The sequence below is a fragment of the Cupriavidus sp. JZ107 genome, assembly GCF_053903255.1.
In genome coordinates this window covers 949,285-974,110 of record NZ_CP096480.1, presented here as the reverse complement: position 1 = coordinate 974,110, position 24,826 = coordinate 949,285, and the positions used below count along the sequence as shown (strand labels likewise).

The following is a 24,826-nucleotide window of genomic DNA, read 5'->3' as shown; positions in this document are numbered from 1 at the left end:
TTCGGCTGCGGCATCGGCCTCGCTCTCCATCCTCTCCGCCTCAGTCGATCACCTCGGCGCAGGCATCGGTCGGCAGCGCGGCCACATCGCCGATCACCGGCACGATCTTCAGGCCCGCGGACGCGACCCGGCACGGGGCGGCAAGCACGCCGCAGCCGCCAAGCGCAAGCACCGAGGCAAGGACCAGCGGCAACATCATCAGCAATCGTTTCATCGGGCAAGGCCTCGTCAGCGGGAACGCGCATTGTGCACGATTCCTTGCCTGCCGGCATCCTGGGCTAGCATACGGACTGATACGCCCTTCCGGATCGCCGATGACTTTTGCCGCAACGCCCCATCCGAACGACCTGCAATCGTCCCTCCCCGTTCCCCGTGCACACCGCCGAAGCTGGCTCGGCCGCGCACTGACTGCCTTGCCGATGGTGCTGCTGACCGCCCTGCTGAGCGGCTTCGCGACCAGCGCCCTTGCCCAGCCCCTGTGGTTCGCCAACGGCAAGCCGACCGCCGCCGCGCAGCAGGCCGTCGCCGCGTTGGCCAACGCACCGGCCGACGGCCTGGACGCCGAGGACTACGACGCCAACATGCTGCGCGACGCCGTCGCCAAGGCCGCCAATGGACCGGCGCTGCCGCCCGAGGCCGCCGATCGCCTCGACGGTGCGCTAACTGCGGCGATGCAGCGCTATCTGTCCGATCTGCACCGTGGCCGCATTGACCCGCGCAAGGTCCAGGCCAACTTCAATATCGCCGAGGAAAAGCCGTTCGATCCGGACGCCTATCTGCGCGCGGCGGTGGCGGCGAACCGCCTGCCGGCCGCGATCCGCGAAGCCGCGCCGTCGTTTCCGCTGTATGGCACCTTGCGCGATGCGCTGGCCCGCTACCGCGCGCTGGCCACGCAGCCCTACTGGAAGTCCCCGCTGCCACCGTTGCCCGAGCGCAAGCTGACCGAGGGCAAACCCTATGACGGGCTGCCCGCGATGGCGCAGCGCCTGACCGCGCTCGGCGATCTGCCGGCGGGCACGCCGGTGCCTGCCACCTATACCGGGCCGCTCGTCGCCGCGGTCAAGTCGTTCCAGACCCGTCACGGCCTCGAAGCGGACGGCGTGATCGGCCCGGCCACGCTCGGCCAGCTCAACACGCCGCCGTCGGCCCGCGTGCGGCAGATCGTGCTGACGATGGAGCGGCTGCGCTGGACCCCGCTGGCGGAAGGCTCGCGCATGATCGTCGTCAATATCCCCGAGTTCATGCTGCGCGCCTACGAGTTCCACGAGGGCAAGCTCGATATCCGGCTGGAGATGAAGGTCATCGTCGGCAAGGCCCTCGACACGCGCACGCCGCTGTTCAAGGAGGACATGCGCTATATCGAGTTCAGCCCGTACTGGAACGTGCCGCGCTCGATCGCGACCAAGGAAATCATTCCGCGGCTGCAGCGCGATCCGGCCTACTTCAACCGGCAGGGCTTCGAATTCGTGGCCGGCAACGAGGTCATCAAGCAGCTGAACAGCGCCAATATGCAGGCGGTGATGGATGGGCAGATGCGCATCCGCCAGCGGCCGGGTCCGCTGAATGCGCTCGGCGACATCAAGTTCGTGTTCCCGAACAACCAGGCCATCTATCTCCACCACACGCCGGCGCCGCAGCTGTTCAAGCGCGGCCGGCGCGACCTGAGCCACGGCTGCATCCGCGTCGAAGATCCGGTGGCGCTCGCCAGGTTCGTGCTCAAGGACATGCCAGAGTGGACCGAGGAGCGAATCCGGCAGGCGATGGGCGCCGGCAAGGCCAGCACCGTCTCGCTGATCAATCCCTTGCCGGTAACGTTGGCTTATGGCACGGCCATCGCAAGAGCCGATGGACGGGTATACTTCCTCGCTGACATTTACGGCCAAGATAAAGTGCTCGGCCAGGCGCTGCAGCAGCGCGCCGCCCGCCGAGCCTCACATACGCCAGCCGTCAGGGCCACGCCGCCGGCCAATCGCGCGGCCAGCGCCCCACCCTCCTGAGACAAGCAACTTCGAGCCAACCTCGAGCCAAGCAAGCTAGAACATCACATCATGACGTATTCACGTGATCCGGCACGGCGCCGCTTCCTGCAACGTACCGGCGGCCTGGCGCTGAGCGCCGGCCTGACGGCCCTGGCGCCCAGGCTGGCGCTGGCCAATGTGCCGGGCGCCCGGGCGCTGGCCTTCGACCACACCCATACCGGCGAGCATCTGTCGCTGGTCTACGCGATGGGCGAACAGGTCCTGCCGCAGGCCCACCTGAAGCTCAATCGCTTCCTGCGCGACCACTATTCGGGTGACGTCGGCACGATCGATCCTGAGTTGTTCGGCGTGCTGTACCAGCTGCGCACGGTGCTGCGCAGCGACAACCCGTTCCAGGTCATCTCCGGCTATCGCAGCCCCAATACCAACTCGCGCCTGCGCAAGACGCGTGGCGGCGGCGTGGCCAAGCACAGCCTGCACATGGACGGCAAGGCGATCGACATCCGCCTGCCAGGCGTGCCGCTCGACGATCTGCGCGACGCGGCCGTGTCGCTGCAGGCCGGCGGCGTCGGCTTCTACCGCAGCGAGAACTTCATCCACATCGACACCGGCCGCGTGCGCCGCTGGGGCTGAGCCTTCAGATCGCCGGCCCGTCGCCCGCGCCACGGGCGACAGCCGTCGCCTCCGTCGTCCCCGCGCACGCGGGGACCCAGTGACTTCCCGCTTCGGCCCCAACCGATTGGCAATCAAGCCGCTGGGCCCCCGCCTTCGCGGGGGCGACGGAACGATGCGTCGACGGCGGAATCCGTCGTCCCCGCGCACGCGGGGACCCAGTGACTTCCCGCTTCAGCCCCACATTCGCTTGGCAATCAAGCCGCTGGGCCCCCGCCTTCGCGGGGGCGACGGAACGATGCGTCGACGGCGGAATCCGTCGTCCCCGCGCACGCGGGGACCCAGTGACTTCCCGCTTCTGCCCCAACATTCGCTTGGCAATCAAACCGCTGGGCCCCCGCCTTCGCGGGGGCGACGGAACGATGCGTCGACGGCGAAATCCGTCGTCCCCGCGAACGCGGGGACCCAGTGACTTTCCGCTTCGCCCCGAACATTCGATTGGCAATCAAGCCGCTGGGCCCCCGCCTTCGCGGGGGCGACGGAACGATGCGTCGACGGCGGAATCCGTCGTCCCCGCGCACGCGGGGACCCAGTGACTTTCTGCTTCGCCACCCAACATTCGATTGGCAATCAAACCGCTGGGCCCCCGCCTTCGCGGGGGCGACGGAACGATGCGTCGACGGCGAAATCCGTCGTCCCCGCGCACGCGGGGACCCAGTGACTTCCCGCTTCGGCCCCACATTCGCTTGGCAATCAAGCCGCTGGCCCCCCGCCTTCGCGGGGGCGACGGAACGATGCGTTGACGGCGGAATCCGTCGTCCCCGCGCACGCGGGGACCCAGTGACTTTCCGCTTCGGCCCCAACATTCGCTTGGCAATCAAACCGCTGGGCCCCCGCCTTCGCGGGGCGACGGAACGATGCGTCGACGGCGGAATCCGTCGTCCCCGCGAACGCGGGGACCCAGTGACTTTCCGCTTCGGCCCCACATTCGATTGGCAATCAAACCGCTGGGCCCCCGCCTTCGCGGGGGCGACGGAACGATGCGTCGACGGCGAAATCCGTCGTCCCCGCGAACGCGGGGACCCAGTGACTTTCCGCTTCGCCCCGAACATTCGATTGGCAATCAAGCCGCTGGGCCCCCGCCTTCGCGGGGGCGACGGAACGATGCGTCGACGGCGAAATCCGTCGTCCCCGCGAACGCGGGGACCCAGTGACTTTCCGCTTCGCCCCGAACATTCGATTGGCAATCAAGCCGCTGGGCCCCCGCCTTCGCGGGGGCGACGGAACGATGCGTCGACGGCGAAATCCGTCGTCCCCGCGAACGCGGGGACCCAGTGACTTTCCGCTTCGCCCCGAACATTCGATTGGCAATCAAGCCGCTGGGCCCCCGCCTTCGCGGGGGCGACGGAACGATGCGTCGACGGCGAAATCCGTCGTCCCCGCGCACGCGGGGACCCAGTGACTTTCCGCGTCTCCTACCGCTCCCAACATCCGGTCCGCAATCCGATACGCCGTATTGACCGAATCGGTCACGCCCAGATGCCCGTGTCCGACGGCCAGCCACAGTCCCGGATGGCCATCGGCCGGTCCGACGATCGGCACCGAATCCGGCATGCAGGGCCGGTGCCCCATCCATCGGCTTGGCGACGGATCGTCCAGCCCGTCAAAGGTTTCGCGCGCGATCCGCTCCAGCATTGCCGCGCGGCGCATATCGGGCGGCCGCGACAGCCCGCCGATCTCCACCGTGCCGCCGACGCGCAGCCCCTCCTCCATCGGCGTGACGAAGACCTTGCGGTCCGCCAGCACCACCGTGCGCGTTACGGTCCGCCCGGCATCGCGGAATTGCACGTGATAGCCGCGCTGGCTTTCCAGCGGAATATCGAGCCCCAGCGGCGCCGTCAGCTTGCGCGACCAGGCGCCGGCAGCGACCACGATCTCGTCGAAGCACTGTTCCGTGCGGCCGTCGGCCTCCACCACGCGCCAGCGCGGCCGGCCCGCGAAGTCCGCGCGGCGCAACGCGCGGACCTCGGTGCGCACCCGGCTGCCGCCGCGCAGCTCGAACGCCCGCACGATGGCCTGCACATAGCGGCCGGGATTGACGATCGTCGCGTGGTCCTGCAAGAACATGCCGACCTGGTACCGCCTGCCGACGTTCGGCTCCAGCGCCTCGATGCCGGCACGGTCCAGCCTCTCGAACTCGTAGCCGAATTCCTTGCGCATGCGCCAGGAGGTAGCGTCCTTCTCCAGCGCCCCGGCATCGGGATACAGATGCAGATGGCCGCGCTGCATCAGCAGCTCGGGCGCGCCGATCTCCTGCGTCAGCTGCCGATGCCGCTGCACCGCGTTGACGTGGATGGCATGCAGCCGCTCGGCCGCCTGCTCGACGCGGTGCGGCGAGGCCGACGCAATGAAGCGCAGCAGCCAGGGCAAGGCGCGCGGCAGATAGGACAGCGGCAGATACAGCGGACTGCGGTCGTCCAGCAGCATCTTCGGCAACGAGGCAAGTACGCCGGGCATCGCCAGCGGCGCAACGGAGCCCGGGCTGATGGCGCCGGAATTGCCATAGCTGCAGGCCTGTCCGGGCTCGTCCCGATCGATCAGCGTGACGTCGGCCCCGCGCTTCTGCAACTCGTATGCGATCGCCGACCCAACGATGCCGGCTCCCACCACGGCAACGCGTGGCGGGCGGGACGGTGGGATCGGCGCGTTCTGATGTTCCATGGAAATCGGTGGATGGGTGGATGTCTTGACGGCTTCGAATGTAAGTGGCTCACTATCGCGGGCGCAATAGCAGATATCGGTATGCGATATCTACGGCGACTGACCGAGGAGAGTCTGGGATGCGGACGGCGAAGACAGTAAGGGCACCGACAGCCCGAATCGCGGGTGCGAACGGCGATGGCCGGCATCGCGACGACGGGGACGGTGATAGCCGTTCCGCCAATCCGCTGTTCATCGCCTCGATCGGCAAGGCCTTCGAAGTGCTCGAGCGCCTGGCGGACATCGGCCGCCCGGTCGGCCTGACCGAGCTCTGCCAGCATGCCTCGCTGAGCCGCAGCGCGCTGCAGCGCATCACCCATACGCTGACCGCCCTCGGCTATCTGCGCCAGGACCCGAAAACCCGCGCCTTTACGCTGTCCGGCAAGGTGCTGCACCTGAGCCACGCGATGCTGTCCAGCGACTCGCTGCGCGACCGCGCCCTGCCCCATCTCGAAGACCTGAATCGACGCACCGCCGAGACCGTCAACCTGATGGAGATGGAAGGCGACGAGATCGTCTATGTGGTGCGCTTTCCCGGCTTTCGTGCAGTCAGCGTCGACCTGCACGTCGGCTCGCGTCTGCCGATCCACTGCTCCGCGGCCGGCCGCGCGATCCTCGCGGAAATGGACATCGACGATGCGATGCGCCTGCTGGCGCGCGTGCCCCGCCGCGCGATGACGCCGCACACGCGCACCGAGCTGTCCGACCTGCGCACGGCGCTGCAGACCGCGCGCAAACGCGGCTACGCGCTGAACGACCAGGAATCCTTCATCGGCGATATCTCGATCGCCAAGGCGATCCTGAACCGGCAGCGCGAGCCGATCGGCGCCGTGAACATCGCGGTGTCGACCTCCCGCTGGACGGTCGAGGAAACGCTGCGGCAATTGCTGCCGCAGCTGCTGGTCACGGCACGCGCGATCGAACGCGACGTCAACGCGCGCTGAGCGATTTGCGCGGGGCGTGGCCGCTGCAAGGGCCGAATCGCATCCGCTGCCGTTGTCAAAAAACTGTCATCGACGCTGCCTACCATGCTGTCTGCACTCCCCCAGAGCGGTCCCCCTCGATGCCCGGCCACCCGCCGGGCATCGTCGTTTGCAGCGTCGAACTTTCAGATTGCTTTCAACAACATGAAGCCAACACCGAACCCCTCTCGCCGCACCCTCCTCAAATTCCTTGCCACCTCGCCGATGCTGCCGCTGGGCTCGGCTTCGGCCGCGCTGCTGGCCGGCTGCGGCGGCGGCGACGACGCGGACACCGCGCCGAACCCCGGCACGCCGGCCGCCACCTTCACCACTGCCGAGTTCATCGGCATGGCGGCGCCGACCCTCGCCGCACCCGCCGCGATGGCCACCACCACGGTGGGCTCGGAGCTGAAGGTCTCGTTCAGCGACGGCAGCAGCCAGACCTACAAGCTCGCCTATCAGCCGTTCTTCATCACCGGCGATACCGTGCCGGACGGCAAGGGCGGCACCGTGGTGGCCGGCGGCTACTTCGACATCCACAACCAGCCGATCGTCGACCGCTCGGTGCCCGGCAGCGAGCGCCAGTTCTTCTCGGACTGCGTCGACGGCAGCTCGCTGCTGACGCTGCCGAACGCCAACGTACCGGGCGTCAAGGGCAAGCCGGTGTTCGCCGTGGTGCAGTTCGAATACACCACGCGTGACCAGGCCGGCGCCTCGACCTACGGCATGCTGCCTTCGCCGATCGCGATCCTGACGCTCGACCAGGACCCGGCCACTGGCAAGCTGACGCTGGTCAAGTACCACAACGTCGATACCTCGGCGGCCCGAGGGCTGTGGATTACCTGCGGCGCCAGCCTGTCGCCGTGGAATACGCACTTGTCGAGCGAGGAATACGAGCCCGACGCCTTCACCATCGCGTCGAACACGCAATTCCAGCGCTTCAGCACCTTCACGTTCGGCGACGCGACCGCGGCCTCGCCTTACGACTACGGCCACCTGCCCGAAGTCACGGTCAACCCCGACGGCACCGGCTCGATCGTCAAGCACTACTGCCTCGGCCGCATCTCGCACGAGCTTGTCTGCGTCGCGCCCGATGAGCGCACCGTGCTGATGGGCGACGATGCCACGAACGGCGGCGCCTTCATGTTCATCGCCGACCGCGCGCGTGACCTGTCGTCGGGCACGCTGTACGTCGGCAAATGGAACCAGACGTCGGGCACGGGCCCGGGCTCGGCCACGCTCAGCTGGATTCCGCTGGGCCACGCCACCAGCGACGAAATCCGCGCGCTGGTCCGCGGCGGCATCCAGGCCACCGACATCTTCGACGTCAAGACCACCGATCCGGGCGATGCCAGCTATACCCGCATCCCGTTCAACGGCGGCTTCCAGTGGGTCAAGCTGATGCCCGGCATGGAAAAGGCCGCGGCCTTCCTCGAGACGCACCGCTACGCGGCGCTCAAGGGCGGCAGCCTCGGCTTCACCAAGTGGGAGGGCACGACCATCAACGCGCGCGACAAGGTGGCCTATATCGCGATGTCGCGCATCGAATCCTCGATGCTGAACGGCTCGGGCGGCGTGAAGGTCGAAGGCCCCTACTCGGGTGCGGTCTACGCGCAAAACCTGCGCGGCGGCCAGGCCGATACCACCGGCGCGCCGATCAACAGCGAATGGGTGCCAGTCGATATGGCCGCCATCCCCGAACTGATCGCCGAAGACTTCGGCGGCGGCAAGCTCAAGCAGCAGGACGCGCTGGGCAATTTCGCCAACCCCGACAAGATCGCGACGCCGGACAACCTGAAGTACTCGGAAAAGCTGCGCACGCTGTTTATCGGCGAGGACAGCAATACGCACGTCAACAACTTCCTGTGGGCTTACAACGTCGATACGAAGAAGCTGTCGCGCGTGTTGTCGACGCCGGCCGGCGCCGAATCGACCGGCTTGCATGCGGTCGACGAGATCAACGGATGGACTTACGTCATGAGTTCGTTCCAGCATCCGGGGGATTGGGAATCGCCATTGCACGACATCGTCAAGCCGACGCTGGATCCGCTGGTTCGGGCGAATTACAAGGATCGGTTTGGGGCGGCAGTGGGATACATCACGGGCGATGCCACTTCGGTGAAGTTGGCGAAGGGGTAAGCCTTTGACGTGCTGAAGGAAGCCCGAGCGTGAGGACGCTCGGGCTTTTTTTGTTTGGCGTACCGGTGCGGGCAAGATCGCGAAGGCGGACTTGAAAGGAAAGACGACTAGACTGTCGCCCTCGGCTGCATCCCGCATGCCTCGCCTCCCGAGGGGCCGGCCCATTCACTCCCCATTGCTCAATGACCGACAAGACCCGACAAATCGCCATTGCCCTGATCCTATTGGCGGTGCTCGCCATGCTTTGGCTGGTTGGCAACGACCAGAACCACACCGACGACACCGCTCCCGCTCCGGTTTTGGACGCGTCGCAAGTCCAATCAGCGAGCGCGGCGGGCGGCATTTACCGCGGCGGCACGCTTGAACCGTACAGCATCGACCCCACGCGATCCACGGACCGCCTGCCGGTGTACCAGGCGGCCGCGATCCTGCAGGACTATCGCGCGGATCGCGACAGCGCCGATCGACGTTATCGCGGGGCGTACTTCATCGTCGAGGGCGTGGCCAGCGGTATTCGGCGCGAGGGCGAAACGCAGGTCTATCTCGATATCCGCACCACCGATCCCGATCAGTCCGTGCGCGCGAATCTGCTGGAACAGCAGAACTGCGGCGCCGCGCGGCCCGTCTGCGAGGTGGAGGCCCGGGCGACGATGGTCCGGCGCGGACAGAAGGTCGCGGTCGAGTGCACCGGTGCCGGCATCGTCGATACCACGCCTTTGCTCGACGGCTGTCTGCTGCGGGGCGGCGCCAATTGATGTGAAGGGACGCGAGGGGCCGGCGCGTCCCTCAACGTCTTTCTGCCATTTCCTCCGACGTTTCATCCTGCTGTCATTTGCGCCGCGCACAATCGCCCCTGTTCGGCCACCGATGCCGATCGCATGACCGCGCCGGCTTTTTTGCGGCGCACCGCACCACCGGTTGTCCTTGACACCGGTTTTTTTTGCGGCTTGAATGAAAACGTTTTCATTTCTCCCGCCTCGCCCCGATTCCAGCCGAATGCCTCGTAAACCCGCACCCCTCGCCACGTCGTCCGCGTCGCCCACGCCGTCCAATGGCGCGACCCTGATGAACGTTGCGCAAGCGGCGAGCGTGTCGCTGGCCACGGCATCGCGCGTGTTCAGCAATCCGGAACTGGTCCGCCAGGACACCGCCGAGCGCGTGTTGCGTGCGGCGGGCGAACTCGGCTTCCGCCCCAACCTGTTGGGCGCCAAGCTGCGGGCGCAGCGCACGCGCATCGTCGGCGTCATGCTGCCGACGCTGGAAAACGCGGTCTTTGCCGAATGCTGGCGCGGCATCGAAGAGGCCGCCCTTGCGCAAGGCTATTCGCTGATGCTGGTGACCAGCCGCTATGAGCCGGAACGCGAACGCGAGCGGATCGAATATCTGCTGCGCCATCGGGTCGACGGCATGGTGCTGACAGTGGCCGATGCCGCCCGCAGCGCGGTGCTGGACCAGCTCGATGCCGAACGCGTGCCGTATGTCCTTGCGTATAACCAGGGCCCGCGCAGCGGTAAACGCCATTCGGTATCGGTGGACAACCGCGCCAGCGCGCGCGCCGGCGTGGAGACGCTGATCGCCGCCGGGCATCGCCGCATCTGCGTGGTATCGGGCGCGTTCGCCGCATCGGACCGCGCCAGGCAGCGCCACGCGGGATATCGGGACGCGATGCGCGCGCATGGTCTAGAACCCCTTCCGCCGCTGTCCCTGCCGGCCCATACTCCCACGCAGACGCCGGCGGAAGTCGAGCGCATCCGGCAGTTCGTCACCGCGCCGTCCGCGCCCACGGCGCTGTTCTGTACCAACGACATGCTGGCCATCGGCGTCATTTCGGTGCTGAAGCGCCTGGGACTGTCCGTACCGGGCGACATGTCCGTGCTCGGCTACGACGGCATCGAGCTCGGCCAACTGCTGGAGCGGCCGCTCTCCACGGTCGTGCAGCCCAACAACGAGATCGGAGCCCGCGCGCTCGCTTGCCTGCTGGCACAGCTTGACTCCGGCAACGCCGGCGCCGGACCGGATCAAGGCTTGACGCGCGCGACGCTGCTGCCGCACGCGTTGCGCGCCGGCGCCACCGTCGCGCCGCCGGCCTAGCGCCGCCAGCAAGAAAACGAACTCCGTCTCGCATCGTCATGCGTCGTCTTCCCCCACCGTCGTCTCTAGAAAAGGAGTGCATCATGCAATCGACTTCGTCCTGGCTGCGCCGCCTGCGCTGGCTGCTGCCCACGGTTGGCGCGGTCGTATTCAGCCACGCCGCGGCCGCGCAAACCGCGATCTGCTACAACTGCCCGCCGGAATGGGCGGACTGGGCCGCGCAGATTCGCGCGATCAAGGAAAAGACCGGCGTCACGGTGCCGCACGACAACAAGAACTCGGGCCAGTCGCTGGCCCAGATCGTCGCGGAAAAGGCCAATCCGGTGGCCGACGTGGTCTATTACGGCGTGACGTTCGGCATCCAGGCGCAAAAGGAAGGCGTGACCGCGCCCTACAAGCCCGCCAACTGGAACGACATCCCGGACGGCCTGAAGGACCCGCAGGGCAACTGGTTCGCGATCCATTCGGGCACGCTCGGCCTGATGGTCAATGTCGACGCGCTGCGCGGCAAGCCGGTGCCGCAATCGTGGGCCGACCTGCAGAAGCCCGAGTACAAGGGCATGGTCGGCTATCTCGACCCGGCCAGCGCCTTCGTCGGCTATGTGGGCGCGGTCGCGATCAACCAGGCCCTGGGCGGTTCGCTCGACAACTTCGGCCCGGCGCTGAAGTTCTTCAAGGACCTGCAGAAGAACCAGCCGATCGTGCCGAAGCAGACCGCGTATGCGCGCGTGCTGTCCGGTGAAATTCCGATCCTGCTGGACTACGACTTCAACGCCTATCGCGCCCGCTACAAGGACCGCGCCAACGTTGCCTTCGTGATTCCCAAGGAGGGCACGCTGGTGGTGCCCTACGTCATGAGCATGGTCAACAAGGCGCCGCACCCGGCCGAAGCCCGCAAGGTGCTGGACTTCGTGCTGTCCGACGCCGGCCAAGCGCTGTGGGCCAATGCCTATCTGCGGCCGGTACGGGCCAAGGCGGTGTCCAAGGAGGTCGAGGCGCGCTTCCTGCCGGCTTCGGACTACGCCCGCGCCAAGACCATCGACTACGGCAGGATGGCTGAAGTGCAGAAGGCCTTCAGCGACCAGTACCTGAAGGAAGTGCGCTGACGCTGATGCTAGTCCCGGGGCGCCCGTCGCCCCGGCTGGCTCCTTCCCGTTGGAGATCCCTATGCGCCGTCGCACTACTGCCTCATCCGCCCGCACGCTGATCGTCTTCGCGCTGCCGGCGCTGATCGTTTTCCTGGCGTTCTTCTGCCTGCCGATGGCCAAGCTGCTGGCGGTCAGCGTAGCGGGCGACGACGGCGCCGGCGTCTACTGGACCGTGCTGTCCAGCCCGCGCTATCTGCATAGCCTGCTGTCCACGGTGCTGCTGTCGGCGTCAGTGACGCTGGTTACGCTGGCGATTGCCGGCGTGGCAGGAACCTTCCTGCAGCGCCATCCGGTCCCCGGCAAGTCGGTGCTGGTTGCCATGCTGACCTTTCCGCTGGCGTTCCCCGGCGTCGTGATCGGGTTCATGGTGATCATGCTGGGCGGCCGCAACGGCCTACTCGCCTCGATCGGCGATCTGCTCGCCGGCGAGCGCTGGACCTTCGCCTATGGCATGGCGGGACTGTTTGTCGGCTACCTGTATTTCTCCATTCCGCGCGTGATCCTGACCGTGATGGCCGCGGTCGAAAAACTCGACACCTCCCTCGAGGAAGCGGCCCGCTCGCTGGGCGCCGGCCGCTGGCGCGTGGTGCGCGACGTCATGCTGCCCGCGCTGATGCCGGCCCTGATCTCCAGCGGCGCAATCTGCTTTGCCACCAGCATGGGCGCGTTCGGCACGGCCTTCACGCTGGCCACGCAGCTCGATGTGCTGCCGCTGACCATCTACAACGAGTTCACCAACTACGCCAACTTCGGCATGGCCGCCGCGCTATCGATCCTGCTCGGTGCCGTGACCTGGGCGCTGCTGGCGGTGGCTCGGCATCTGTCCGGCAACGCGGTTGCCGCTACCGCGTAGGAGCGCAAGCATGAAGACCAACCGTCGTGGCGCCGCATATTGGGTGCAGCTGGCACTGACGCTCGCCGTTTGCGCGTTCATGACCGTGCCGGTGGCGCTGTCCGTGCTGGCCGGCCTCACCAACAATATCTTTGTCGGGCTGGAGAGCGGCCTGACGACGCGGTGGGTCCAGGAGGTTTGGGGCCTGTACCGCAACACCATCTTCCTGTCGCTAGGGATTGCGCTGGCGTGCCTCGCCTGCACCCTGGTGCTCGGCGTTCCGGCCGCCTACTACATGGCGCTGCGCCGCAGCCGCGTGACACGGCTGATCGAAGAGCTGCTGATGTTGCCGGTGGCGATCCCCGGCCTGGCGACGGCACTCGGCCTGATCCTGCTCTATGGCGGCCTGCCATGGCTGCGCACCAGCTGGGTCTTCATCCTGATCGGGCATGTCTTGTTCACGCTGCCGTTCATGGTCCGTTCGGTACTGGCCATCATGTCGGCAATCGACATCCGCACGCTGGAAGATGCCGCCGCGAGCCTGGGCGCCACGCGCATGCAGCGATTCTTCACCGTGGTGCTGCCCAATTGCCGGCAAGGGATTCTCGCCGGTGCGCTGATGGTCGTCACGCTGTCGGTCGGCGAATTCAACCTGACCTGGATGCTCCATACGCCCACCACGCAGACGCTGCCGGTGGGCCTGGCCGACAGCTATGCGTCGATGCGGCTGGAGATCGGCTCCGCCTACACCATCGTGTTTTTCCTGATGATCATCCCGCTGCTGGTGGTGATGCAGATGGTGTCCGCACTCGGTGCGCGCGCCGAGCGACATCCAGTAGAGGACACCCCCATGCCGTTCGCCGGCACCGTCACCACTTCACCAAATACACCAGCCGGCCTGGACAGCGCGCCGCAGTCCCAGCCGCAGACGGAGGCTCCCCGCCATGCATGAACCCACCACCATCGCGCTGCACCACTGCGGCAAGACGTTCCCCGACGGCACGCGCGCGCTCGAACCGCTGGATCTCGACATCGGCGCCGGCGAAACCGTCGTACTGCTCGGGCCCTCGGGCTGCGGCAAGACCACCACGCTGCGCATGATCGCCGGCCTGGAGTTTCCCGATACGGGCGGAGAGGTGCTGTTCGGCGGCGCACCGGTCACGCATCTGCCGATCGAACAGCGCGGCGTCGGCATGGTGTTCCAGAACTACGCGCTGTTCCCCAATATGACGGTGGCCGAGAACATCGGCTATGGCCTGCGCGTGCGCAAGGTCGACGCACAGACCCGCCGCCGGCGCGTCGACGACATGCTGGCCATGATGCAGCTGGGCGCCTTCGCCAACCGGCGCGTCGACCAGCTGTCCGGAGGCCAGCGCCAACGCGTGGCCCTGGCCCGCGCCATCGCCGTTCAGCCGCGCGTCTTGCTGCTGGACGAACCGCTGACCGCGCTCGACGCCAAGCTGCGCGACGCACTGCGCGCCGACATCAACCGCTTGCTGCGCAGCCTGCGCATCACGACCGTCTATGTCACGCACGACCAGGCCGAGGCGATGGCGCTGGGCGATCGCATTATCGTGATGGACAAGGGACGCATCGCGCAAAGCGGTACGCCCCAGGAGGTCTACCGGCATCCGGCCAACGCCTTCGTCGCCGACTTCATCGGCACGATGAACCGCCTGCCGGCGGCCGCGGCTGACCACGTGTGGCGCGTGCCGGGAGGCGCGTTGCCGCGTGAGGCGCAACACATCGAGCTGGCGCAGGCCGAGCTGATGTTCCGGCCGGAAGACGTCTCGCTGACCGACGCGCCTACTGCGCCCGATGTCCATGTGACCGGCAGCGTCGTCACCGCCCTGTTCCTCGGCCATGCGACGCGGCTGCTGGTCGACGTCGGCGCCCCTGCCCCGATCGTGCTCGACACCGCGCGACGCGACCGCTGGGCGGCCGGCGACCGCGTTGGCCTGCGCATCGATACCAGCCATCTGGTCTCGGTGCCCGCCGAGGCGGCACGGAGCGCGGCATGATGCAGACCGCTTCCCAACCCGCTTCCCAGCCCGCCTCCCAGGCCGTGCCCTACCTCGTCGCCCACATCACCGACCTGCATATCAAGGCCGGCGGCAAGCTCTCCTACCGCCGCGTCGATACCGCCGACGCGCTGCGCCAATGCATCGATACGCTGATGACATTGCCCCAGCGCCCCGACGTTGCCGTCGTGACCGGCGACCTGGTCGACTTCGGCAGCGAGGACGAATATCACTTCCTGCGAGGGATTCTGGAAACCTTGCCAATCCCGGTCCGACTGATGCCCGGCAACCACGACAGCCGGGAAGCCCTGCGGCGCGTGTTCCCCGATCACGCCTACCTGTTCGCCGCGGGCGATGGCGACGCGCCCGTGCACTACCGCATCGACGCGGGGCCGTTGACGCTGATCGCCTTCGACTGCACCGTGCCACGCCATAGCGGCGGACGCGTGGAGCCGGACCAATTGCCATGGCTCGAAGCCGCGCTGGCTGTCGACCCGGAACGCCCTACCCTGCTGATGCTGCATCACCCGCCCTTCCACACGGGCATCGGCCATATGGACCAGCAGGGCCTGGAGAACGCCGCGCTGCTCGAGGCCGTGGTCCGGCGCCATCCGCAGATCGAGCGCGTGCTGTGCGGCCATCTCCATCGTCATATCACCCGGCGCTTTGGCGGCACCATTGCGATGACTGCGCCCGGGCCGGCGCACCAGGTGGCGCTAGACCTCGACCCGAAGGCCGCCTCTCGCTTTCGGATGGAGCCGCCGGGGTTTTTGCTGCATTGGTGGCATCCAGTGCATGGGGTGGTTACGCATGCGGCGCCGATTGGGGATCATGGGCCGGCGTATCCGTTTTTTGATGAGGGGGGAAGGTTGATTGATTGAGGGGGATTGGGTGAGGAGAGCCTACGGGGGCAAACGGTTAGCGGCTTCTCGGCACGACTGTGCAAGTCGCGATTCAGTGCTTGGCCCGCTATAAACACCGCACGCAATAGGCCCGAGGCTGTTAGTTTGGGCCTATGCATAGTCATCTGCATAGCCAGCTCCCGCGTGACGAAGGGTCAGGGTCGCACCGTAGCTTTCGATTACTGCCCTTGCTTCCTCGAAGAAGGACTCTGCCCTCCGACTAGGCCGAAACCGCATAATGATATCTATCACAAGGCTCCTTTCAGTCGCGTCAGGATAGCGTTGATAAATCTCGCCCGATTCTATGAACGCAAGGTAAGTATTTAGCTTCTCTTGAAGTAGCTCGAGGTGACGGTCGTCCCACGGGAGAGCGTCGATGATGCTAAGGCGTGTGGCGCCAGTCAGCCGATCAACGCCGACGGCATCAATAGTCGAGCTTGTTTCCACCGCCATTGCCCTGCTCCCGAAGATTTCGCGACCGATATTATAGCCCTGCCTTAGCCAAGGACTTTATCGGGTCTACTTCAACCGGCGGGCCCAGAGGGGGACGACTCTAGATTTATCAGGCGCGTGCCGGGCCAATAGCGCCGTTCGCGTCCTGAATTGAATTGAGAACGAAGCGAACAATCTAGGGATCGCTACAATTCGATCACGAGCATGTGCTCCAAACTACTAGTGCACGGAAAAGGGGACGTCCTTCGGTCCGGTACGCTTAATCACAGTACTAGACGGCCAAGATGGAGTTACCGATTAGCAGCGGCGGCAAGACCGATCCTGCCGTGTCAGACACGTGCTCGTCGCGCAGGCGTCCGCTTCGCCCTCCGCTCTCGTGCGCACGCTTGAACGCAAGATTGGTCGGCGGCTCCGGCTCCCCGCGGGGCCGGCGTCTCGTTCGGAACGCTTTACACGTTCACAATACGCTAAACTCATCGCTTCCAACGAGGCCAGCGTGTCGTCTTGCACCACCTCGACGTTTCTAACTCCAGCAGGGCGTCTCTGTCATGCACCTGGAACACCATCCCGCCCGCCGTTTTGAAATACTCATCACAGACTTGTTCCGGCGAATATGGAAATGTGACGTAAAATCTAATGTGAGACACCGTGGAGAGTCGGGGGATTTTGAAATCGATATCTTCATTGACGCACCATCAAACACCACGGTGGCTGAGGTCAAACTATATCGGTATTCTTCGCCGCCCCCCGTCGACATCTTCGTTCGCGCGCTTCGCCAGACGCGGCAGATTAAACGGGTGACTAGGGCAACAACGGGCATTCTGGTCATCGCGTGCCCGTTGACACCCGGACTCGCAGCAGCGGCGCACGCCTACGATGACATTGAAGTGTGGGATGCGAATGCCGTCTTTGCGCGCGCCTCAGGCTTTCCCGATCTCCTGCATGCATTCGAACAGTTGTTCGAAGTTAGCGCCCCGCCAGTCTCTGAATTCTTGAAGGCAAGTCCGGAAAATCCTGGACACTTCGCGCCCACAAAGGACGGACAGCGACTTGCCGATCAACTTAAAGCTATTTCGCCGGGCAGACCAGAAGCGTGCGCTTTTGAGGATGTTTGTATCCGCGCGCTTCAATATTTGTTCGAGTCCGATCTGCACGGCTGGTATGTACAGCGAGATACCGAGGATGGACTGCATCGACGCGACCTAGTCTGCCGGATTCTTCCAAAATCCGAGGTCTGGCGGCTAATGCTCGACGACCTGCATAGCCGATATGTTGTCTTCGAGTTCAAGAACTATACCGAGCCGATTACACAGTATGAGGTGGTGACAACAGAGAGATACTTGTACCCGTCCGCCCTTCGGAACGTCGCAATCATTATTTCGCCTAAGGGATGTTCCCAGTCAGCGAACAAGGTCATTCGCGGTGCCATGCGGGAACACGGGAAACTTCTCATCTCCCTGACTGTTAACGATATGGCGATGCTTCTTATTGGCAAGGACAATGGTGCTGATCCCAATACCTACCTCTTCCAACGCGTGGACGACTTCCTACTAAGTCTTGGCCGGTAGCAACACTATCTCGCCATATTGCGCGATTCCGCCAATGCTTCGATCCGAACCAACTTAACAAACAATGCGCCTATCTGAAGTCGTCATCAATAATTTCTGCTCGTGCGAACTGCTGACGGTGTCACTGAGCAATTTCAATCCTATTGTCGGATACAACAACTCGGGAAAATCCAACATCCTCAGAGCCATCAACTGGTTGCTGCGCAAGAGTGTCCTACCAAGCCATATGTTCCATGACCCTAGCAGCGCGGTCACGGTAGAAGGTACCATTGAAGACGTCAACTTACAGGCCCTTCCCGGAAATCAGCAGCGAGCTGTCGCCCCGTATCTGAACGAGGGGTCATTGAGATTTCGACGCAAGCAACCATCCCCAGGCTGCGCAGCAGGGCAGCTTAGAATTGATGTATTTGACCACCAAGCCAACACTTGGGTTGACAACCCAGCGGGTCTGGACAATGCGATAGCCGTCCTGTTTCCGGAACCTCTGTACATTGAGGCAATGGAGGACGCCGGTGAAGATGTTGGGAAGTTCGGCGCCAAGAACACCATTGGCCTGCTGCTAAAACATGTATTGAGCAGAATCAACGCCAACAACCCCCTCGCCGTCACTGCAATCAGGGCAGCGTTGGCACAAGTCTCCGGACACTTCAACGGGCAGAATCGGATGGCGGAGCTCTCCGGATTCGAAGCGAACGCGACGGCTACCATCGCATCGTTCTTTCCGGGCCTATCGCTACATTTGAACTTTGCGCCCCCTGAGATCGAAGACCTGTTTAAGTCCTCTACGATCACCCTCTCGGATGCTCAAGGCTGTCCACGACCGTTTACCTCGTTTGGCCATGGTGCACAGCGAAGCGTCCACATGGCGCTGATCAAACTTCTTGCCGACCTGACGGGAAGTGAGGTAGGCAATCCCGGCGGTACCGTCGTCCTACTCATTGATGAGCCCGAACTCTACCTCCACCCGCAAGCGATTGAATTGCTTCGGGAGTCGCTTCTGGCGCTGTCCAATCAGACGTTCCAGGTCATCTTCTCGACCCACTCTCCACTCTTGATAGGCCGGGCTCACGCGCTCCAAACGCTGATCATTTTCAAGGACGCCTCCAACAAAACCGCCGCCCGTCAACGCCTGACGACCGCCGCTGCCGCATTTGCAGCTCATGCGCATCATGCGGAAGCCGTTTTCTCAATACAGTCCGCCACGCATTTGCTGTTCTCCGAGAAAGTCCTGCTCGTCGAGGGGAAAACCGAGCAGATGTTGTTGCCGCACATCTACCAGACTGCGCACGGACACTCCTTTGCACACGACAAGGGGTGCATTGTCTCTGGCTCAAGTAGCTCAGCACTGGTGCCCATGATGCAAATTCTGCAAGCTGTGGGATTCTCCCCCAAAGCACTGGCAGACCTTGACTTCATTTTTAAGGTGGCGCCCCAGGCGGGACTTGTGGATTCGGCGGATCAGGCCTTCGTAGACTGCAAGAATTGGTTTGCTACTCAGTCTGGTGCGCTAGGGATTTGTCTCGACAGAGACGGACTGCCGACCCGAAAAGGGCCGAATGGCGCGACATCGGCCCATAGCCCGGCCGAGGCGTTCGAACTCATGGCCGCCGCAATGCCTAACGAGGTCAACACGCTCGTTCAAATGCTACGTACGCACAACATTTGGGTGTGGGCCGGCGGAGCGATCGAAGTCCACTTGGGCATCGGCAAGAACGACCAAGACCGAATCGGCTTTCTGAACAGCGCCATGCGAAATGGAAATTTGAATCATGCTGCGAGACCTCAGGACCTGCACGACCTCGCGCAGTGGATGTAGCTAAAGTCAAGTCATCTCTGGCAATCAACGGCTTCAAAGAATTATCACCTTTGACTTCGACAGCCTCGTCCGGGACCTCCGTGAACTGAATTGAGCTTCCTCTCGAAGACTTTGACGCCGGCAAGGACGGGGGCATCGACTTGCGCTACATCCAAGACCGGCCAGACCACAGTGGTACAGGCCAAGCACTACGCGGTCGCTACCGCACTCCTGAGTGACCGCAATGAGAAGGCGTGACGATCAGGAATAGGTCCGCCAGCGACCATTGCAAAAAAATCGCAAACTAGATCTCCTTCACCTGAGAGGAGATCGCCATGTCTATCCGTTTAGTCATGCTTTTCCAATAGGGACACTTAAACCGTCCGACTACACTGCCCCACCTAAGCCGCACTGCGATACAAGCGCTATTCCGGTCCCAGTCTGCAATTGCTCGAGGCTATGCGTCGTAGCGACCATCCCCATTGATGCCCGGCATGGAAAAGGACGCGGCCGTCCTCGAGAAGCACCGCTACGCGGCGCTCAAGGGCGGCAGCCTGGGCTTTACCAAGTGGGAAGGCACGACGATCAACGCGCGCGACAAGGTCGCCTATATCGCGATGTCGCGCATCGAATCGTCGATGCTGAGAACGGCTCGGGCGGCGTCAAGGTCGAAGGCCCCTATTCCGCCGCCGTGTACGCGCAAAACCTGCGCGGCGGCTAAGCCGATACCACGGGCGCGCCGATCAACAGGGAATGGGTGCCGGTCGATATGGCCGCCGTCCCCGAACTGACCGTGAGGCCGCCTGGCCGAGCGGCTGAGGTAAACGTAGCGCTAGCTTCATCCATAGAAGGACTGAGTCGCTGACAACATGATATGGGTTACTGTAGAATCCGCAACCCGGGGGGCGGGCTTTTCCTCGTATTTTCCCTACGGGCGGCTCTAATAAGTAACGGCGTTGGCTGCCGTTGCCACAGTGATGTGGCTGACCCTTTCGAGGGTGTTTTTCGTTTCTGTACCTCTCGCCCCCCACCGACAATAATTATCGATGCGAGTCCAGGGGTATGACGCTCGACAACATCTGGTTCACTTACAAGGCAAGGATTAGAGCCCAGGTTCGACTGGCAAAGAATGATTTCCACAGCCAGGCACTTTTGGTCTGGTATGCGTTCTGCGGCGCAGTGCTGGCGGTCGTCGCAATTCGCTTCCCCCAGATTCTGGGCTCGCAAACGGACATCCTGGCTGCCGTATTTTCCATCGCTCTCTTAGTCGTCTCCCTCATGGTGACGGGCCGCGACTTCAGAGGGCGGGCCATGGAAATGCAACGAAATTATCTTGCACTGCAGTCACTCTATCGACGGGCCCAGCAAAATCCCCCCGTCCTCAGTCTTCAAGAAATTGAAAACCAGTATGGTGTATTACTCGATCAAGTCGAGAATCACACCACTCTAGACGACGTGTGCGCCCGCGTGTTTGAAACGGGGAGGCTGACGTCGCGTCACCCCTCCCTCGCAGACTGTGCACGCGCATGGGGATACATGGCAGCGCGAACAGTAATCTTGCTCAGCTTGTACGCACTGCCCGTCGCAGTAACTCTCAGCACGTTTACTATTCCGACGATTCTAACAAAATGACGGCCGCCAAGCATTTCGTGGACGCATTTCGTGCGTCAAATTTGACTACTGTTTTTGACAATAAAATTCGGGATTCTGGCACCATAGGCATCGATAGAATTACACCATATTTGTTTCAAAAAAATCTGAAACAAGAGCTAAGCCTGATTAGAAAAAGAGTGATTTCTGGTACTTACAAATTTACGGCTTACAAGCAGAAGTTAATCTCAAAGGGAGCAGAGAGTCCGCCGCGAGTATTGTCGATCCCCACGGTACGTGATCGAGTTACGCTCCGCGCACTGGCCGAGATGTTGGCAAAGGTTTTTCCTGATGCCGTTCCAGAAATTCCTCAAACCAAAATCGATCGTCTCTCGGGGGCCTTACAATCCGGCGTCTACTCCGAATTCGTCAAGATTGATCTACATAGATTTTATCCCAGCATCCCTCATGACAAATTGCGCCTGGCTCTGCGTTCACGCATTCGCAAGCAGCAAATCCTATCGTTGATCGAAAAGGCGATTTCCACACCAACAGTTTCCGAGAAAAAAGGCGGCAAAGGAGCGAGATCGAATAGCAGCGGTGTACCGCAAGGCCTGGCCATTTCAAACATTCTTGCGGAAATCCTCCTTCTTGGATTCGATAAATGGATGGCGGCAATGCCTAACGTCCTCTATGAACGCTATATCGACGACATCTTGATCTTGTGCGCGCCCGGTCAAGCTTGCATTCTACTGAAGAAGGTCTGCAACGAGCTGGAAAAAATCGGGCTGCAACCTCATCCACCCGGAGTCGACGGCTCCAAGACGCGATGCGGGAACCTAATCGAAGAATTCGATTTTTTGGGATACTGCTGTAAAAATTTGCGCCTAGGTATCCGCAAACAGAGTGTTCATAAGTTCGAGTCCTCGTTGGCGGGGATCTGTACTGCTTATCGGCATAAGATTGTCACTGCAAAATCCGCTCCGGAAGCAAAGCGCGCACTAGATTTATGCGAATGGCGTTTGAATCTCCGGATGACAGGCTGCATCTTCGAGAACAAGCGACTAGGCTGGGTATTTTATTTTTCTCAAATTACCGACACGTCGCAACTTCGCGCCGTCGACAAGACGGTGCAGCAGCTCATGGAGCGCTTCTCATTGACCTCAAGGATCAAGGTCAAACGTGCGCTGAAGACATTCTATGAGAGCCAAAGATCTGTGAAGGAACAGCATCGCTATATACCGAACTTCGACTCTATGCCGACCGCCGAAAAACGGCGCGTTCTTGCCTTGCTCTCGAATCGAGACATTTCCAGACTCTCCGACACGCGTGTCGATGAACTTTTCAAAATGCACATTTCAAAAGCAGTGCGCGAACTGGAACAGGATCTGGCCGACCTTTCCTAAGCTATGATGGTCGTTGTGTTTTAGACATGGTTCGCCCCATGGCAGTAAGCGAATCACCGACATGTGGGAAAGTGGGCCGCCATAGTCCGCTTGACTCGCATTAAGGGGGCCGTCCGAAGCACTGGAAAGCAGACGCAGCAATCTATTTCGGCAACTCGCCATCCGCAGAAGAATCCGCGTATGCTTCGGCGAGGTATAGCTGGCACCCGCCACGCGTGGCATAGTCGCGCATTGAACGTGAGCACCTTAAGCGGGAGGTCATGGGCCGCAGAGCAGCCCCTCTTTGATACACAGGCAGCCGTCTAGGCTCGCCTCTGGCGAACTTCACCTCTCCCCCACCCTCCCCGTGGCCACCCCAACATACCGCCCCCGCGGCCGTATCACCTGCCCCACTCCCAATTGCTCCAAGCTGTGCGCCAGCAGTCCGATGCTGCGCGCCGTAGCGAACATCGCAAACGCGGCATCATCCGGCAGCCCGTAATGAATGACCATAGCCGCCAACGCGACGTCGATATTGGGCTGCAACCCCGTTAGCCTTGTCGCCTTCTCGATAAAGCGCGCTATCGCTTCCGGCGGCTCGAACATCGCCAACAACGCTGCCGCCCGCGGATCGCCATCGGGATACAGGTGGTGCCCGAAACCGGGCAAAGGCAATCCCGTAGACAGATGATGCGCAATCACCTGTTCCTCGCCCTGCCGCTCCACTTCATCGAATAGCGCCTTGACGCGGCCAGAGGCATCGCCATGCAACGGGCCGGAGAGTGTCGCCAGTCCTCCGAGCAGGCACGCCGGCAGGGATGCGCCGGTCGATGCCGTGATACGGGCGGCAAAGGCGGAGCTCGTCACTTCGTGGTCAACCAGAAGAACCATGGCCGTCCGCAGAAGGTCGGCCACGTGCGCCGGCTGTTTCCACCCTTGCGCAAAGCGAAGGTGCAACGGCTGTTGGCCCGGTTGCGCGCCGAACGCGTTGGCGAGTTGGCCGACCAGGCTTTGGCATTCCACATGCAGGACCCTCGTCATGCGTCCATGCGTGGAGTGGCCCGTGGCGGCCAGCGTAGCGAGGGTCTTGAATGCCGCAACGCGTCCGGGCTTGGCGACTCGGGTCGAGCGTGAAAAGTCCACCGGTTGTTGCGCGTCCCACAGTAATTGCGCCACGTCCTCGAGGGTGGCCGAGCCGGCCAGGGATATGGCGTCCTGCCCTCGGTAGTACAGCCGCTCGCGTACGAAGGTGGAAAGCGCGGTCGGGATGCTCGGTTCCGCGCCGAACAGCGTATTGGTGGCGAGGGTTTCGTGCTTTCGGCCCGCCTGTTTGCGTTTGGCGAGGCTCGCCACGTCCTCTGCGCGGTACAGGCTGCGGCGCGTGTCGGCCGGGTCGGTCATCACCTCCAGCTTGCCGCGGCTGACATACGCATAGATCGTCTGCGGCCGCACGCCGAGCTTTCGGCAGGCCTCGTCCATCGATATCCAGGAGCTCATGGGGGTGTCGTCAATGTTTATATATTGATTTTATAGATCAATATTGCCATGACGATCAAGTACTACCTACTATGCCGTCAACGTTCAACGCCACGCTCAAACACCAAACGCTGACGCACATGAAGCCGCAAATCCTGCAACTGAATCCGATCCTGATTCCCGCGATCAACGACAAGCTCGCCTCGCTGTACCGCGTTCACAAGTACTTCGAGATCGCCGATCAGGCGGCGTGGTTGCGCGAGCACGGGCCTTCTATCCAGGCCGTCATTACCGGAGGACATACGGGGATTTCGCGGGCGATGCTGGAACAGTTGCCTGCGCTGAAGGTGGTGGCCATCAATGGCGTGGGCACCGATGCGGTGGATCTTGAATATTGTCGTGGCCGCAATCTGCCGGTCACCGCCACGCTCGGCGCGCTGACCGAAGATGTGGCCGACCTCGCGATCGGTTTGCTGATCGCGGCCTGCCGCAATATCTGCGCAGGGGACCGTTTCGTGCGCGATGGCCAGTGGGAGCTGTATCCGCAGCCGAGCGCGATTCCGCTTGCCCGCCGCTTCAGCGGCATGAATGTCGGCATCGTCGGCATGGGGCGTGTCGGCCGGGCGGTGGCGACACGGGCGGCGGCGTTTGGCTGCCCGATCCGCTACACCGACCTGCGTCGCATGGATGACGTGCCCCACGAGTTCGTGGCCGACCTGCGCGAACTGGCGCGCCGCAGCGATGCGCTGGTGCTTTGCGCAGCGGCGGACAAGGCGGAGGGCATCGTCGATGCCGCGGTGCTCGACGCGCTTGGCCCGCGCGGCTATCTCGTCAACGTGGCGCGCGGCCGGTTGGTCAATGAGGCCCACCTGGCCGAAGTCGTGGCGGCCGGCCGTATCGCGGGCGCGGGCCTGGACGTGTTCGTCGACGAGCCGCGCGTGCCGCTGGCCTTGCGCGAGTCCGATCGCACGACGCTACAGGCTCATCGCGCCAGCGCGACCTGGGAAACCCGTACCACGATGGCGCAGATGGTGCTCGAAAGCGTGGCGCAGGCGCTGGCTGGCGGCCGTCCGACGATGAGTCTGACCACCTGAGCGCAGGACTATCCGTTTC

General features: G+C 63.2%; 21 protein-coding genes and 1 pseudogene. 17 read left to right on the top strand and 5 right to left on the bottom strand.

The annotated features are described in order from the left end of the window. Nucleotides 1–40: 40 nt before the first annotated feature. Entirely contained in the window at nucleotides 41–199 is a 159-nt protein-coding gene (locus tag M1D55_RS04185) for a DUF6726 family protein (protein ID WP_006576044.1), read from the bottom strand. Nucleotides 200–419: 220 nt separating this feature from the next. Here M1D55_RS04185 and M1D55_RS04180 point away from each other — a divergent pair, with 220 nt between their 5' ends. Further along, nucleotides 420–1,997: a L,D-transpeptidase family protein gene (locus M1D55_RS04180; protein WP_456281301.1), complete on the top strand. Its 1,578-nt coding sequence runs from the start codon at nucleotides 420–422 to the stop codon at nucleotides 1,995–1,997. Nucleotides 1,998–2,048: 51 nt separating this feature from the next. Further along, nucleotides 2,049–2,612, top strand: coding sequence for a YcbK family protein (locus M1D55_RS04175; protein WP_006576046.1), 564 nt, complete (start codon nucleotides 2,049–2,051; stop codon nucleotides 2,610–2,612). 1,350 nt (nucleotides 2,613–3,962) lie between these two features. Here M1D55_RS04175 and M1D55_RS04170 read toward each other — a convergent pair. Next, nucleotides 3,963–5,312: an NAD(P)/FAD-dependent oxidoreductase gene (locus M1D55_RS04170; RefSeq protein ID WP_456281212.1), complete on the bottom strand. Its 1,350-nt coding sequence runs from the start codon at nucleotides 5,310–5,312 to the stop codon at nucleotides 3,963–3,965. Between the two features lie 119 nt (nucleotides 5,313–5,431). Between M1D55_RS04170 and M1D55_RS04165 the strand changes: the two genes are divergently transcribed. From M1D55_RS04165 to M1D55_RS04155, 3 genes are all read left to right on the top strand, one after another. Continuing rightward, nucleotides 5,432–6,295: an IclR family transcriptional regulator gene (locus tag M1D55_RS04165; RefSeq protein ID WP_456281211.1), complete on the top strand. Its 864-nt coding sequence runs from the start codon at nucleotides 5,432–5,434 to the stop codon at nucleotides 6,293–6,295. A 183-nt stretch (nucleotides 6,296–6,478) separates the two neighbouring features. After that, a complete protein-coding gene (locus M1D55_RS04160; protein WP_456281210.1) occupies nucleotides 6,479–8,452 on the top strand; it encodes a PhoX family protein in 1,974 nt (657 codons plus the stop codon). A gap of 182 nt (nucleotides 8,453–8,634) precedes the next feature. After that, on the top strand, nucleotides 8,635–9,207 hold the full coding sequence (locus M1D55_RS04155) for an OB-fold protein (RefSeq protein WP_456281209.1): 573 nt from the start codon (nucleotides 8,635–8,637) through the stop codon (nucleotides 9,205–9,207). A 62-nt stretch (nucleotides 9,208–9,269) separates the two neighbouring features. On the opposite strand, the gene M1D55_RS04150 is transcribed toward M1D55_RS04155, so the two are convergent. Continuing rightward, entirely contained in the window at nucleotides 9,270–9,419 is a 150-nt protein-coding gene (locus M1D55_RS04150; protein WP_456281208.1) for a hypothetical protein, read from the bottom strand. Nucleotides 9,420–9,517: 98 nt separating this feature from the next. On the opposite strand from M1D55_RS04150, the gene M1D55_RS04145 reads away from it, so the two are divergent. The 6 genes from M1D55_RS04145 to M1D55_RS04120 all read left to right on the top strand — a co-directional run bounded on the left by M1D55_RS04145 (nucleotide 9,518) and on the right by M1D55_RS04120 (nucleotide 15,425). Then, the gene (locus M1D55_RS04145) at nucleotides 9,518–10,543 is read left to right on the top strand and encodes a LacI family DNA-binding transcriptional regulator (protein WP_456281207.1); all 1,026 of its coding nucleotides are present in this window, start codon (nucleotides 9,518–9,520) and stop codon (nucleotides 10,541–10,543) included. Between the two features lie 83 nt (nucleotides 10,544–10,626). Further along, nucleotides 10,627–11,649: an ABC transporter substrate-binding protein gene (locus M1D55_RS04140; protein ID WP_456281206.1), complete on the top strand. Its 1,023-nt coding sequence runs from the start codon at nucleotides 10,627–10,629 to the stop codon at nucleotides 11,647–11,649. A gap of 61 nt (nucleotides 11,650–11,710) precedes the next feature. Beyond that, the gene (locus tag M1D55_RS04135) at nucleotides 11,711–12,544 is read left to right on the top strand and encodes an ABC transporter permease (protein ID WP_456281205.1); all 834 of its coding nucleotides are present in this window, start codon (nucleotides 11,711–11,713) and stop codon (nucleotides 12,542–12,544) included. Between the two features lie 10 nt (nucleotides 12,545–12,554). Beyond that, nucleotides 12,555–13,475: an ABC transporter permease gene (locus M1D55_RS04130; RefSeq protein ID WP_456281204.1), complete on the top strand. Its 921-nt coding sequence runs from the start codon at nucleotides 12,555–12,557 to the stop codon at nucleotides 13,473–13,475. Further along, on the top strand, nucleotides 13,468–14,544 hold the full coding sequence (locus M1D55_RS04125) for an ABC transporter ATP-binding protein (protein ID WP_456281203.1): 1,077 nt from the start codon (nucleotides 13,468–13,470) through the stop codon (nucleotides 14,542–14,544). Before M1D55_RS04130 ends, M1D55_RS04125 begins: the two co-directional genes overlap by 8 nt. Beyond that, entirely contained in the window at nucleotides 14,541–15,425 is an 885-nt protein-coding gene (locus M1D55_RS04120) for a phosphodiesterase (protein ID WP_456281202.1), read from the top strand. The genes M1D55_RS04125 and M1D55_RS04120 overlap by 4 nt, the downstream gene beginning before the upstream one ends. A gap of 132 nt (nucleotides 15,426–15,557) precedes the next feature. On the opposite strand, the gene M1D55_RS04115 is transcribed toward M1D55_RS04120, so the two are convergent. Next, complete coding sequence (locus tag M1D55_RS04115; RefSeq protein ID WP_456281201.1) at nucleotides 15,558–15,899, bottom strand: DUF6572 domain-containing protein; 342 nt, start codon at nucleotides 15,897–15,899, stop codon at nucleotides 15,558–15,560. A gap of 548 nt (nucleotides 15,900–16,447) precedes the next feature. On the opposite strand from M1D55_RS04115, the gene M1D55_RS04110 reads away from it, so the two are divergent. The 5 genes and pseudogenes from M1D55_RS04110 to M1D55_RS04090 all read left to right on the top strand — a co-directional run bounded on the left by M1D55_RS04110 (nucleotide 16,448) and on the right by M1D55_RS04090 (nucleotide 22,258). Further along, nucleotides 16,448–17,467, top strand: a complete 1,020-nt coding sequence (locus M1D55_RS04110; RefSeq protein WP_456281200.1) for a restriction endonuclease — start codon at nucleotides 16,448–16,450, stop codon at nucleotides 17,465–17,467. A 64-nt stretch (nucleotides 17,468–17,531) separates the two neighbouring features. Next, complete coding sequence (locus M1D55_RS04105; protein WP_456281199.1) at nucleotides 17,532–19,283, top strand: ATP-dependent nuclease; 1,752 nt, start codon at nucleotides 17,532–17,534, stop codon at nucleotides 19,281–19,283. A gap of 461 nt (nucleotides 19,284–19,744) precedes the next feature. Next, nucleotides 19,745–20,052: pseudogene (locus tag M1D55_RS04100) on the top strand (alkaline phosphatase); the annotation flags it as partial. Nucleotides 20,053–20,324: 272 nt separating this feature from the next. Then, nucleotides 20,325–20,894, top strand: a complete 570-nt coding sequence (locus M1D55_RS04095) for an SLATT domain-containing protein (RefSeq protein WP_456281198.1) — start codon at nucleotides 20,325–20,327, stop codon at nucleotides 20,892–20,894. Continuing rightward, complete coding sequence (locus M1D55_RS04090) at nucleotides 20,891–22,258, top strand: reverse transcriptase domain-containing protein (RefSeq protein WP_456281197.1); 1,368 nt, start codon at nucleotides 20,891–20,893, stop codon at nucleotides 22,256–22,258. The genes M1D55_RS04095 and M1D55_RS04090 overlap by 4 nt, the downstream gene beginning before the upstream one ends. 324 nt (nucleotides 22,259–22,582) lie before the next feature. Here the strand turns inward: M1D55_RS04090 and M1D55_RS04085 are convergent, their stop codons facing one another. Beyond that, a complete protein-coding gene (locus M1D55_RS04085) occupies nucleotides 22,583–23,734 on the bottom strand; it encodes a citrate/2-methylcitrate synthase (protein ID WP_456281196.1) in 1,152 nt (383 codons plus the stop codon). A gap of 119 nt (nucleotides 23,735–23,853) precedes the next feature. On the opposite strand from M1D55_RS04085, the gene M1D55_RS04080 reads away from it, so the two are divergent. Then, nucleotides 23,854–24,807, top strand: a complete 954-nt coding sequence (locus M1D55_RS04080; protein ID WP_456281195.1) for a 2-hydroxyacid dehydrogenase — start codon at nucleotides 23,854–23,856, stop codon at nucleotides 24,805–24,807. The last annotated feature ends 19 nt before the right edge of the window (nucleotides 24,808–24,826 follow it).